We start from the raw sequence: 12,482 nt of genomic DNA, 5'->3' as shown, positions 1-12,482 counted from the left end.
TGCACGCTGCGCACCTGACCGGTTGCATGGTGCGCTACAGTGGAATTCTATTGAGGCACTATAAGGAGTGTAGCGATGACCTTTCCACCCGCACAGGGGAATCATCCCTCGGCGGAGGACGAGCCGGACTTTTTCCGCTCCGGAACATTCGATCCCGCTGCCGCATTCGACGCAGCACCGAATCCTGGTGTGCAACCACCGCCGCAACAATCACCGCTAACTCCCCAACAATCCGCGTGGCCGACAGCTGATACTGCTGTTCCCAGTTGGCCGGCGATGACCCCCGAACAAGCCGCACAGGCGTTGTCTGCCCAAGCACGCGCCCAGGTCGGGTCGGTGCCCCCAGCCCAGCGGAATATCCAGCAGGAGATCATTGATGCTGCGCGGGCGGAATACGCAACACAGTCGAAAAATCCTCTGATTCTCTGGCTGCTGTGGCTGTTCGTTGGGATCATGGGTGGACACCGTTTCTATTTGGGGCATGTTGGGGTGGGGGCTGCGCAACTGCTTACCGCCGGCGGCTGCGGTATTTGGTGGCTGATCGATGCGGCACTCATTCAGCAGCGGTTAAACGAGTACAACCTTCGCCTCGCCTATGAAATTGGCGCCCGCTATAACCTGCCGCCGGCAGTGGTTGCTCTTCCACCGGGAAACGGAATGCTGCCCCGCTAGGCGCGACGCCTTGAGGCAAACCTAGCGACCCGCACTATTCCGACCGGCACAATCGGAAACCAAGACGTGTCACAGCGAAAAGCGAACACCCGCCGAAGACACACAAAATGACAGCCAGCAACAAACGCACAAGGCCGCCCGGGAATATCCCGGGCGGCCTTGTAAGAATCCGCAAGCAGATAACGGTGTTTAGCCTTCCGCGTTGTCGCGCTGTGCGGCTGCTTTCCTTGCTGCGGCCAAATCAATATTGGGGGCTGCGGTGCTGCCACAACCGCCGCCGGAACAATCACCGCCACACGAACCCTCCGGCGATGTGCCGCTGACGCCAGCGTTGTCACCTGCTGTGGTATCCCCTGCCGAACAGCAGCCACTTGGGGCAGGTTCAGGAGTGTTCTTTGCCACGGTGGTGGCTGCGTTGGCACCCATTGCCGAACCAGTGCCAAACAGGATGAAACCAGCAATCGCGGCAAGTGCAGGGATGATCCACAGCCAACCTTCGGCGCGAAGGGCGACGAGTCCGCCGAGGAGCCAAGCAACACCACCGACCACCCAGATCGGACCTGCAACCTTATGTGCCACATCCCACAAGAATTGCCGCTTCCGGGAGGCAGGCACACGAATACCAACAATCCCGTTGCCGGGCAGTTTCCCTGCCCAGGCAAGTGCCCCAAGCACAATGAGACCAACAGCAAGAAGGAGCAATATCGAAGCGATGACGACCATGGTTGTCTACTGTAGCGCGTCATTGCCAGTGGGTCTCAACTTGTCCTTTTGCCGTGTCCTTGTACACCGCCTGTGGCGAGGTTGCCGAGCAGTTTTCGTGTCCATTGGCAGCACGGTTGCCGTTGACCTGCCATGAAGCAGTGCATAGCTGCAGGATTTATCCGGTGGACTGCTGCAACTGTGTCACTGCTGACACAGGGGCGATCCGGTGGTGTTGACCAACCGTTAGGGCTGTAGCAGTGAGTGATTGCCAAGCTTGCATCCTGTGTCAAGTAAGTGCAGTGCACTGGGTGTACGCCACAATATCGACATCGCAACAGTCCGCCGGGGAGCCGCCCGCCGGTGGAATAGCCACGACCAAAATCACACGGGTTGCACCAAGATGGTGCGCTGCGCTGATGTCAGCAGCAGTGTTATCGGGTGATTGGGTGCCACACGATACACGGTGCCCTGATGTGATGAAGCCGATGATTGCGTGGTCGTTGCCCCGATCCCAGTATGAAAACCGCAGCGAAAATTGCTGAAGATTTGCTGTGAGGGCTTAAGATGAGTGCGTTAATCTGCTGCTCTTCCCAGGACGTGGCGCGGTTCACAGTGCGGATGAGTTCCCACAGCAGGGTGCCCATTGTTGGCGATCGTGCCCAAGCTGATGGTGGTCTGCTGGGTGATCATTCACGTGCCCCATCTTCTCGGGTGGTCGCGCTGCTGTCGATGCTGGTGTCCTTGGTCGGCGCAGATTGTGTCATATGTCCACACTCTCACCTGTTCCTGCTTCGGGAAGGTATGTAAGGAGGCATACGCCTGATGGCTGCTCCTCAAACGAAACAACGATTTACTTCGTCGCTGCTCTTTAAGATCATTGTGGCGATCATCTTAGGTATTGCCGGGAGTTTCTTCCTGCCGGAATGGTTTGCCCGTATTTTCATCACGTTCAACGGGCTATTCGGTAACTTCCTTGGCTTCTTTATCCCGGTGTTGATCTTTGCGTTGATTACGCCTGCTATTGCCGGTATTGGTCGGGGTGCCGGGAAGTGGCTTGCCGTGACTACTGCTATTGCCTACGCGTCGACGGTGTTCTCTGGGGCGCTGGCATATGTCTCCTCTTGGGCGGTGTATCCGTGGCTGCTCGCCGGGGAAACCACACAGACGGCCAAAGATGTTGATGAAGGGGCGTTGTCGCCGCTGTTCACCATCGACATGCCTGCCCCAATCGGGGTGATGACCGCGTTGCTGTTGGCGTTTACGCTCGGCGTGGCAATGACCGCAGTGAAATCCGACACGCTGTATGCGGGTGTGCGTGATCTGGAACGGGTCATTATGCGGGTGATTACCAAGTTCATCATCCCGCTGTTGCCGATCTATATCTTCGGCATGTTCCTCGGCATGGGGATGAACGGCAACCTGACCGACACCCTAGCCACCTTCGGTAAAGTGCTGCTGCTCGCAGTGGTGATGACCATCGTGTTGCTGTTTATCCAATTCGTGTTGGCTGGTCTTATCGCCGGGGTGAACCCGTGGCGCAGCTTCGTCAATATGGTGCCGGCCTACGGCACTGCGTTAGGCACGAGTTCATCAGCCGCCACAATTCCAGTGACCTATGCGTGCACCCGGAAAAACGGGGTGGCTCCTTCAGTTGCCGGGTTTACCATTCCGCTGTGTGCCACCACGCACCTGGCCGGGTCGATGATGAAGATCTGCCTGTTTGCGTTTGCGATCATGTCGATGGATAACATGGCGCTCTCCCCGGCGCTGGCCTTCGGGTTTATTCTCATGCTTGGGGTGACGATGGTTGCCGCCCCTGGTGTTCCGGGTGGCGCGATTATGGCTGCTGTCGGGTTGCTGGACTCGATGCTCGGATTCTCCCCGGAGCAGCAGGCACTCATGATCGCCGCCTATATTGCGATCGACTCCTTTGGTACTGCGTGCAACGTCACCGGTGACGGGGCGATTGCGCTGCTGGTGAATCGTTTCGCTAAGGGTGGGATCTCCCGGGCGGAACTTGCTGAAGGCTCCGGTTTCGAGATTGATTCCTTTATCGAAGAAGATGTTGATCCGGCCGCTGATGTGCCGCCTGCTACGGCGGAGAGTGCCGCGACCCGCACCCCCGGCAGGTAGCGAATTCTTGTTCCACCACAACAACTGCTGTGGCCGGCGGCAACAATCCAGCCGCTGACCGCGGAATCACGTTCCGCGCCCCCGCAGCCATCCACCCGCAGCAGCCCATCCTGGGCGCTGCGGGTGGTGTCATTTCTTCCCCCTGTAGCCACCACGGTCATTGCAGACATCTGCAGCGGCACCACTGAAAAACGCCAGTGATAACGCATGTGCTCCATGTACTCGCCGCCATGTCACCTTGGTACAGTCCAGTCCGGGCGCAACCAGCTGCGGCTGGCGTAATGTGCAGAAGTGGACAGCGTCCTGCGTTACGGACGAACAGTTGCGGTATCCAGGTAGCAGCGTGTGACTGCTCCCTGAATAGGATCAAGTTCCTCCGCAGGATGGGAACGGTTCTTGCACAGCTGGCAGGCGGGGATTGCTGCGGCTGCCGAGGGCAGTACCCGGCGCCACTGTCATACGCTCTAAAATAGGAACAATGAGAAGCACCTCAAATGGTCGGTGGGGGATCCTGCGGCCAACAGTTCAGCACCATGCTTCGCCGGTACGGCGTACAGTGAGCGCATTCGGCGTGGCAGTCGCTGTCGCAGTGGGTTCCATCAGTGCCTTCCCTACTCCGGCGGAAGCTTTGACAATCACCCAAGCACCACCGGCACGCACCCAGGTCAGCGTGATCGACACCAGCACCGGTGTGATGACGAACTCTTTGGGGGATCTTTCCGGGGCATCCTTGTCACTGGCGAAACTGTATTTAGGGTATGCGGTGCTAGCAGCGGGCGATCCGGCGGATGCGCCAGCTGTCGCACAGATGATTCGCACGAGTGATGATGCCATTGCCGATCGGCTTGATCGGAAATATCCGGGCGCAATTGTGTGGACTATTCGCCGCTATCAGCTGCGGCACACGACTGCGGGTGCAACCTGGGGGTGGGGAAATACCAGTGTTAACGATGTCGCTCGATTCGTGGCAGCAATCCAACACGATCCCATAGCCCGCCCACTTATTGACGCGATGGCGCAAGCTACACCCATTGCAGCCGACGGATACCCCCAAGACTATGGCACAGCCACGATTCCCGGCACCTGGGCAACCAAGTTCGGCTGGGACGACGATGGGCGTATCAACGCATCGGTCTCTATTGGTCCAGATTTTGTGGTGGCTGCCCGCACCGCCGGCAGTAAAGAACAACTCACAAATGATCTGGCAAGCCTTGGCGCACTACCCGGCAATGCGCATACCCTGCCCGGACATCAGCGTCCTCGCACAAGGACAGTGACGCCGCAGGCACAGCAGACGGCACAGGCACCGGCTTTTGGTAGTGCTCAAGCGTATGCCCCGTTTGAACGAGTTGATCCGACCGTGGTGCAGGCACGCCTGCACTGTCTGCCACCAGGCTCATCACACATACCTGCCGCAGCAATCAATATCGGATTGTTAGTGAATCTGTTGCCCCAGTGCACCCCAACACCACAGCAGGCACCGGCACAGGTTGCACCACCAGCAGCCTATCCGCCAATTACCGATGCCGACCGGGTATTTATTCGCACCGATCTGCCAGGCTCGTTACGGCTTGCCCCACCAGAGCAACGGCCCTGGGCGCTCCACCAACAAGGTCTCCCAGTTCCCCCAGGTCCGCGAAGCTTTTAGCGGGTGAAAGCGCACAGCAGACAGGGCTCGTACAACCGCGGGTGGCAGGCACAGCTGCGAGTAGCAGGAATGGTTGCGGCAGGAATGGTTACTGGTGCAGCACTAACACCAGAACAAGAACTTGAACCAGATACGGATGTCGAAAAAAAACACCATTCCTGACACCACCGCAACCAGTGCGATCTGCTGAACAACCATCAACAGCAGCCAACAGTAGCCAATCGCAACGTACAGGAGCCAAAGCCAACAAAAGCAGCCAGTTGTGGCCGAAGAACCAACAGCAGCTAGAAGGAGTCAGCAGCAGCTAGAATCCGCTAGAAACAGCGCAACACCGCGAACGGTGCAATGTATCCACCTGTATCCGACGATTCTGTGAACCTGCCAACGGTGAACCCTGCAGCGAATGGTTGAGCCTTCCGAATCCGTTAATGCCTAGAAATCCTACGCTTTCGCTCTGTCGGCAGGAGGGCTGCCGAGATTGCAACTTGTGTGTTAACCAGAACGTCACAGATAGTAGTAATCTTCTTACTGCAAGCAATACGGCTCCCCGGTGCTAAGCCGAGGGAAGACTACACCCTGGGAAGCGACATATTTGTGCGAACGCACTGGCCTGAGCCAGGTTTAAGAGCCGTATCGCAGGGCAACCGCCGCTAGGTTATAAGCAGCGTAATAACCCAGGGTGAGCTGATGGTGGGATGCGAACAGCGCCTGGTGTTACCCGAGCGGAACTCGGTACACACTAGGCGCTGTTGCTTTTGGAAGAACAGATCAGTGCAACTAATGCACTCTGGATGATGTTACTGCGGCAGTGGCAGGTTGAGCTGTGCAGCAAGTGCTGGGTTGGAGGCAACTGCACCAGCGCCAAGTACTGCCACTACTGCGAGTACCGCGATGAGAGTGGTGGTGTTGCTGCCAGCGCTTGAGGCTGCTGGGCTGCTTAAGGTCACTGCTGTTGCGCTAGAAAGCTGGCCACAGGAAGACAGAATGCGAGCATCGACCTGATATTGCTTTGCTAGCTTTTTCTTCTCTTCGTCGTCTGCGTTCTTATAATCATCCTCGAAATACTTTCGGCCTGCCGAGAGCTCTTTCAGCATCTCGTAGTCCGATTGGTCATCGGTGACTAGCGTGCACGGGAATTCATTACCGTTGACGGTGACCTTCTTCTCACTGCTACTAGTTGCTGCACTAGCAGGAACGATAGCAGCGGTGGACATGGCAGTAGCGGTAGCAACCGCGAGTAGGGCGTAACTGAATTTTTTCATAGGAACATACTAAGAAATTCCTGATGTGCCGGCAAGCATTTTCATGGAGGTTCACGCAACGAGATAATGTTCGCGCATCGTAGGAAAACACCTGCCAACAGCACAGCGCACCACTGTGCCTCAGATGGGGATGGCATCGTGGTGCACAGGCGGATACCAAGCTCACTCCCGGTGAATGGGCCTCGAGCAGGGCAGAAGTTTGTACTGGTTGTAGCCGCTTTTCTTGCTTTGTAACGCAAGCCTTGTCGGGCCATGTACTAGGGCTGTTTGCTCCGTTGCTGCCGAGCCGACGGATGCTTCTACCAGCTGGGAAGGTTGCAGGTTAGACGTCTGTTGTTACTTGTTTCGGGCGAGGAAATTGAGCCCCTTCCAGGTGATCATTGCAAGGAGTGCCGCGATCAGTGCACCGATAACGAGTGTGGGGACACTGAAATTTGCCCCGGAGAGCTCGATCCAGGCTGGGACTGCCAGGACTGTGGCCACCACACCTAGGATCTGGTTTTGCTTCTCCCGGGTGTGTTGCTCCTCGGCATGCTGCAAGTCACTTTGGCGTTGGAAAGCGGTCTCGAGGATCTCTTTGTGCAAGGTGAGTTCGTTTTGGAAATCTTCATACGCGGCTTTGACTCCCCGGCTGCGGATCATCGCCTGCATGACGAGGAAGTCGAAGCGATGGCCGGGGATGGATTCGAACCACAGGTCACGGCGAAATGCGAGATGATTCTGGTGAATCAGCTGCAGATTATCGAGCACAACTGCGAGCTTATTGACGTCGTGGCTGTCGACAGTTTTTGTCAGCGTGTGACTTGTGAGCATATCGCAGTCGAGTTGCTGCTGCATGACAGCAATAGCCATTTCGCTGCGGATAGCGAGCAAAGCAAGATCAAGAAACACTGTCGCCACGAGCATATAGTTCTTCGGGTCTGAGGTGACATTACACCGTGGTGCACACTCCCCTGATTGCAACGTTGCGGGGCGTAACGGTTTGCGGACAAAGGCGATACCTGCCTGGTCGCTGTACACCGACCAAAAGCGTGATCTGGTATCAACTTGGCCAAAACCGGTTTCATCTGTGATGTCAGGAATGTTCTCAAAATACTGGTCGGCACCGGTTGCAAGCTTCCACCCCCAAGCCCCCAGCGCAATCTCCGGTGCGCAAGATTCCACCGGTGTACTCCCGTCAGTGGATGCCAGCAGTTGTGGCAACCCCAGGTTGAGACAATTCGGCACGGCACACACCATCCGATAGGCAATCGGTTGCCGGTGCGGTGGGTCGAGGCTTTGCGGTGAACCGTCAATGATTTGGCTGTATTCGAGGTTGTTGCCGCGGGAAAGCTGAAACTGAAACAGCTCACGAGCAGTGGAAAGGCTTCCGGTTGCAGTGGTGCGCTGCGTAACATCACCACTGGCAGGAGCGGATCGAGTAGCGTGCGTATTCGCTGTGGTGTTGTGCTGGTGAGGTGTTGGGCAACCATCGCGAAGGTTGAGCAGTTCGCGGGTGAGTTCCACGAAGTAGGGCAGCACGGATACTGTCGTGTGATCGTACTTGTTCGTGTGTTGCTTCAGTGCTGGCACCTGGTCGGTAAACCGCGAATGTGCACGCGCTGCTGAAGGAGTAAGCCGCAGTTCATTGCGGGGGCGGTGCAGCGCTTCAGAAGTCCGTTCCAAGATGGTGTTGCTTGGCCCTTCTAGCACGAAGTGCATGGTCAGGAAGCGATCAATATGGGCAGTTGTCTCGCTGGCTTTGATCGCTTTTGCATGCTCGACGAGCTCAACGGCGATGAGCCGTAAGCGTCCTGCGGGTGTATGCGGGTCACTGCTGCCTATTGCGGGGTCTTCGGCCAGGTCAAAGGCAGTAATCCCCGCTTCATCCCGGACGAGAAGATGATACGCCCGGCAGTTGTCGTTGGTGTTACTGCTGCTGGAGCTGGTACTACTCCCTGTGGCCGGTGACTGTGGACTGGTGTGCGCTGTGCTGTTTGTAGTGTTGACGGTGCGATAAGGCAGTTGCTCGACTTCGGCAGTACTTAACGTCTTAGCGAAGTCGGAAGGATAGCGGTGACTAGCCCGCTGATAGAACGCTTTCGGATTGCATGCTAAAGCCGTACTGTCTGAGGTATCGGCGGAAAACCTGATCTCCCCGAAGCCTTTGAAACGGCCACAATTCCACAGTTCCAGATCCAAATCTGTCGTGAAGCTCGCCTGCTTGTCAGTAAAGTCACCGGGCGCTAACAGGGGATACACCAGGGAGAACGTGGCCACACACCAGTCGGCATCACGGGTAAACACCGGGGATGCAGCAAGATCGATGACATAGCCCATGTGCTGGTAGAAACCCGTGCTATTGATCGCCGTGTAGAGCTGTGCTGCTGCTTCACGACTGGTGGGGAAGGATGTTGACGCACCCTGGTAGGTGCGATCCCAATAGTCGCCGTCAGCAAGCGTTGCCCAGTCGAAGGTGGGAGGTGTGTCGTTGATGTGATGCGTCATGGTGGGGGACTTACCTGTGATTGTGGGAAGGCTGGGAACGCGACGAAAGACATGGTAGCAAACGAAAAAGCAGGGAAAAGTGCATCACACAAACCAGGGAGTCTTGGTAACCCATGCGGTCGACGAAACGTCGACGGGCAGGTGCTAGGGGCAAAAGCACCAGCAGAGATCTCACAGATACTGATCTTCGCGCCACGGATAACCACCACGGTGATAACCACCACGGCTGCTTACCCTGCCCCAAGACAGCACCCCCTGTCCTGTACTCAATAGCACAGTAAGTCTGGCTCAATAAGGCTGCGCATCCATGACATGAGTGGGTGAACACGCCACATGTATTCCCGCTCCGCTGCTGCTGTACCCGCGCCGCACAATCATGCACTCGTCCACCCTGTCTGCTTACCGAGCAGCAGTTCCCCACATCGACAATGACGGTAAGCTCGCGCTGACAAAAAGGTTCTTCGCGTTGCCGCCTGTCATGGCATCGCCTGTTACAGCGTTGACGACTTGTCTCCTGCTGCTGTGGCGTTGCTGACGTTGTCATCTGAGCCCGTCGCATCACCAAGGACTGTCACCGTGTGATCCGGATTGATGCGGACAGTCGCAGTCATTGCCCTGCTGAGATTCAACCGCTGCCAAGAAGCCTGCGGATCATCCAGCGGTAGCCCAGAAGCAAGAGCTGTTTGTGCCAAGATTTGGGCACGCTGGTCATAGTCCAAGTTAGGGAAGCGACCAAGCAGAAGATCAGGGGCGGCAACTGGTACCCGGATTGGTTGGTGTGTATCGGCAATCGGCGCAAAGTCATAGTTCAGCCGGTAGGTGTAGTCGCTAACCGCTGCCGTAGTGTCTAGACCATCAAAGCATTCCATAAACGGTTTTCCGCACCGCCACGAAAGCTCTGCGCGGATCTCGTCGCCAACAGCCCGCAAGTGTTCACGCATAACGGGATCATTCCACCTATCAGCAGCGGCAGCCATCCCAGTCATTCGACCGCCGATAACATCGAGTGGATAATGCACCCCGAGCACCAGCCGGTGATACCCCTGCCGGGAGCCACGCTCTAGCAGTTGTGGCGCAAGTTCTGGAAGCACCACGGCAAGAAGTGTCGTTGGCCAGGTTGCTTGATTCGTATGTCCGGATGGAAACGAGGGTGAATAGGCCTTATAGATTCGTCCATCACCGGCACCATGTCGGCGAATCAAATCCGGGTGAGCCACAAATGGTCGCGGTGTGGCGAAGTAAAGCTTTTCAAACCCGGTGGAATTTGCCACTCCCCCAGCACGGGCAATCACCCCGCCAAACATCATCTGTGTTTTCGGTAGCCGCCCTTCGTTGAGACTCTGCAGAAAATAGGAACCCAAGCGTGGACCTAACCCATCGGCCACCAGGTCAAGCACCCCGCGGTGGAGTGTTGCCGCATCAGCTAACGCATCGTCAACAAGTTCTGCGCTGGCATTGTTATTAATCGCCACTACCTGTGCCACATTACTGGCCATCACCTGCTCATTGCGCTGCAGCGCGGGATACGTTGCAAGCACTTCGCTATACACCCCGCTGCCATAGGATGAACGATCCGACAGGTATGGCAAATACGCGGTGATTGGAAACGGCTGCGGGGTCGGCATCGCAACCGTATTCGATACATCGGCGTGCGATGGAACAGGTGTGAGCAGTGTTCCTGCAGTTATCGACAAGGTGGCAAGCACTGTGGCGATCCGCCTAGTAAATCCGCTAAATCCAGCAACGCTAGTGCCGCTGGCAGCGCTAGTACAGCGTTTACTCTTCATGCGGTACTGGCGGATATAGATCATGCATTGTAAGCCATTCATTACGGGGTTGGATAAGCCTCTATAGCTGCGGATGCGATAGGTGCTCCACGGGGATAAATTCACTGGGATAATTCATTGTGCCCTAGCTGGCATGGTAAACACCACGGAGTTCCCGTGCCGCGCCCAACGCATTATGCCGGGTCGATTGCCGTTTGAAAAAAGATAAGCAAGCCGTTTACCAGGCACCAGGTCGCATCACTGGCAATCGTGCAGGTTGCTTATTGTTGCGGCGCGTTGGCTTTCGTCAGTCTCTGCCTGTTTTAACGTTCGACCGTCAGGTAACACCCATTGGGTAAGACCGTTCTGGGAAGCACCCGCCACAAATGATGCTGCCGCTGACGGGGAGGAAAAGAGCAGATCCTGAGTTGTGCGCATATCTTTCCCAACAAAATCCGCAAGTTTCTTTCGCGCCAGACGAACACCATCCGGGCACGAGGCGGTGAGATTCGGATTAATCTGACTCCCCTGCAATATAACAATCCCGTCAGGGCTTTGTCGGGCATAGGCGACCACATCCTTGTAGCGCATTGTCAACTTTTCCTCCTGGGGAGGATGTGCCTCCTGGGTGAGCGCACCCGACCCGGAATGTGATCCATCAAGCGGATCAAACACCTTATAGCCCAAGGATCCAATGACAATCTGGGCGAAGGTGATGAACTCGTTGAGCTCTGCTTCCTTTTCTTCGGTCACCTTGCCTTTTGCAGGGCAGGGGCCATTGGTCACTTCATAACGACCAGCCTGCTTTGCCAGCTTGTAGAAGACATGCTCGAGGTAGTTGAGCTCTGTCGGGCCAAAGGAGTCATTTTGGGTGGTGACCACAATGACATGGGTGAAATAGTCGCGCCTAGGATCTCTCATGTGTTCGGCCAGTCGACCGGCGATCCCGTTGCCATTGTCCCGTTCACATGACTGCCCGATATAGACCTGGTCAAACTGGGTGTCTTCATTGCGCCCGAAGAGTAAATACACCCCGGTTTGGTTGAGGTCGGAACGGCTAGGTTTCCAATCAAGACATGTGCGGGGCAGCAGTAAGACCAGACCAGTCCAATTGCTCACTGTGGCCTTGATGCGATACTTCGGATCCCCGTCGATTAAGAACAACTGGATGGTGCGCGCCGGGAGCTTCATGATCGTTAAGTCTGCCAGATGTTACTGGTACTCCGTTTTAGAGCCATGAACATCTACGGAACCGTCCAGTTTTCGGCACAACAATGACTAAAAAGCCTCATCACTCCTCTAGGGGAACCTCATGACCCGCAAAACTGGTTTCCCCTTAAGCAGATCGTCCGCGAACTACAGCGCACAGGCGGGATAGCCTCTACCGGAATGAGCAACGTCGAGATCGCTGACGAACCGGGCGTTACTTAAGGCGTCAGAGCAAACTGGCGCAAAAATGTGAAGGGCATGGACACGAAAGGCCGTGAAAGAACGCAGAGTTCTTGAGGGGTAAAAACGCAAAGCTTGGGATTTTATCGCTGAGCCAAGTGCTGCGCTGCTTCCTTCGTCAGTGCGATGGGCACGAAACCACTTCGACAGCGTCATCTCGTGGCAAACGAAATCATGGGCGATCTGTACAAGGGTGATGCCTTTTCCACGACCCAGAGCTGCGCGCACCACGTACGCCGTGAACTCTTGCAAGTAACGAACAGCCACAATCTGTGATTGTTTCTATCAGCCTCAGCACTTAAGCCGAGCGATATGTCATATAACACAGCAGCAGACCTGTTCGAAAGATTGGAACGGTAT

9 protein-coding genes are annotated in these 12,482 nt (G+C 56.2%); 3 read left to right on the top strand and 6 right to left on the bottom strand.

Translation table 11 applies throughout. The features are described from left to right. Positions 1-75 precede the first annotated feature (75 nt). Positions 76-672, top strand: a complete 597-nt coding sequence (locus CCHOA_RS10385; protein ID WP_206425797.1) for a TM2 domain-containing protein — start codon at positions 76-78, stop codon at positions 670-672. A gap of 189 nt (positions 673-861) precedes the next feature. Here CCHOA_RS10385 and CCHOA_RS10380 read toward each other — a convergent pair whose 3' ends face one another. Beyond that, the gene (locus CCHOA_RS10380; RefSeq protein ID WP_123930389.1) at positions 862-1,395 is read right to left on the bottom strand and encodes an SdpI family protein; all 534 of its coding nucleotides are present in this window, start codon (positions 1,393-1,395) and stop codon (positions 862-864) included. A gap of 804 nt (positions 1,396-2,199) precedes the next feature. Between CCHOA_RS10380 and CCHOA_RS10375 the strand changes: the two genes are divergently transcribed. Both CCHOA_RS10375 and CCHOA_RS10370 read left to right on the top strand, forming a co-directional pair. Beyond that, positions 2,200-3,510 (top strand): dicarboxylate/amino acid:cation symporter, encoded by a 1,311-nt coding sequence (locus tag CCHOA_RS10375; RefSeq protein ID WP_123930386.1) that lies wholly within the window; start codon positions 2,200-2,202, stop codon positions 3,508-3,510. A gap of 571 nt (positions 3,511-4,081) precedes the next feature. After that, on the top strand, positions 4,082-5,158 hold the full coding sequence (locus CCHOA_RS10370; protein ID WP_123930383.1) for a hypothetical protein: 1,077 nt from the start codon (positions 4,082-4,084) through the stop codon (positions 5,156-5,158). A gap of 797 nt (positions 5,159-5,955) precedes the next feature. Here the strand turns inward: CCHOA_RS10370 and CCHOA_RS10365 are convergent. The 5 genes from CCHOA_RS10365 to CCHOA_RS10345 form a co-directional block, all read right to left on the bottom strand. Beyond that, positions 5,956-6,420, bottom strand: a complete 465-nt coding sequence (locus tag CCHOA_RS10365) for a hypothetical protein (protein ID WP_123930381.1) — start codon at positions 6,418-6,420, stop codon at positions 5,956-5,958. Positions 6,421-6,756: 336 nt separating this feature from the next. Then, the gene (locus CCHOA_RS10360) at positions 6,757-8,907 is read right to left on the bottom strand and encodes a magnesium transporter CorA family protein (protein ID WP_123930378.1); all 2,151 of its coding nucleotides are present in this window, start codon (positions 8,905-8,907) and stop codon (positions 6,757-6,759) included. A gap of 491 nt (positions 8,908-9,398) precedes the next feature. Beyond that, entirely contained in the window at positions 9,399-10,718 is a 1,320-nt protein-coding gene (locus CCHOA_RS10355; protein ID WP_245992139.1) for a phosphatase PAP2 family protein, read from the bottom strand. A 213-nt stretch (positions 10,719-10,931) separates the two neighbouring features. Beyond that, positions 10,932-11,864: a GIY-YIG nuclease family protein gene (locus CCHOA_RS10350; RefSeq protein WP_123930375.1), complete on the bottom strand. Its 933-nt coding sequence runs from the start codon at positions 11,862-11,864 to the stop codon at positions 10,932-10,934. 165 nt (positions 11,865-12,029) lie between these two features. After that, positions 12,030-12,389 (bottom strand): hypothetical protein, encoded by a 360-nt coding sequence (locus tag CCHOA_RS10345; RefSeq protein WP_123930372.1) that lies wholly within the window; start codon positions 12,387-12,389, stop codon positions 12,030-12,032. Positions 12,390-12,482 lie beyond the last annotated feature (93 nt).

The sequence above is a fragment of the Corynebacterium choanae genome (assembly GCF_003813965.1).
GTDB lineage: Bacteria > Actinomycetota > Actinomycetes > Mycobacteriales > Mycobacteriaceae > Corynebacterium > Corynebacterium choanae.
This window is presented reverse-complemented; position numbering and strand designations above follow the sequence as displayed.

Excerpts from the sequence above, each read along its gene's own strand:
- CCHOA_RS10350 (WP_123930375.1), bottom strand. The coding sequence starts at position 11,864 with ATGAAGCTCCCGGCGCGCACCATCCAGTTGTTCTTAATCGACGGGGAT.
- CCHOA_RS10380 (WP_123930389.1), bottom strand. The coding sequence starts at position 1,395 with ATGGTCGTCATCGCTTCGATATTGCTCCTTCTTGCTGTTGGTCTCATT.
- CCHOA_RS10360 (WP_123930378.1), bottom strand. The coding sequence starts at position 8,907 with ATGACGCATCACATCAACGACACACCTCCCACCTTCGACTGGGCAACG.
- CCHOA_RS10375 (WP_123930386.1), top strand. The coding sequence starts at position 2,200 with ATGGCTGCTCCTCAAACGAAACAACGATTTACTTCGTCGCTGCTCTTT.
- CCHOA_RS10355 (WP_245992139.1), bottom strand. The coding sequence starts at position 10,718 with ATGATCTATATCCGCCAGTACCGCATGAAGAGTAAACGCTGTACTAGC.
- CCHOA_RS10365 (WP_123930381.1), bottom strand. The coding sequence starts at position 6,420 with ATGAAAAAATTCAGTTACGCCCTACTCGCGGTTGCTACCGCTACTGCC.
- CCHOA_RS10385 (WP_206425797.1), top strand. The coding sequence starts at position 76 with ATGACCTTTCCACCCGCACAGGGGAATCATCCCTCGGCGGAGGACGAG.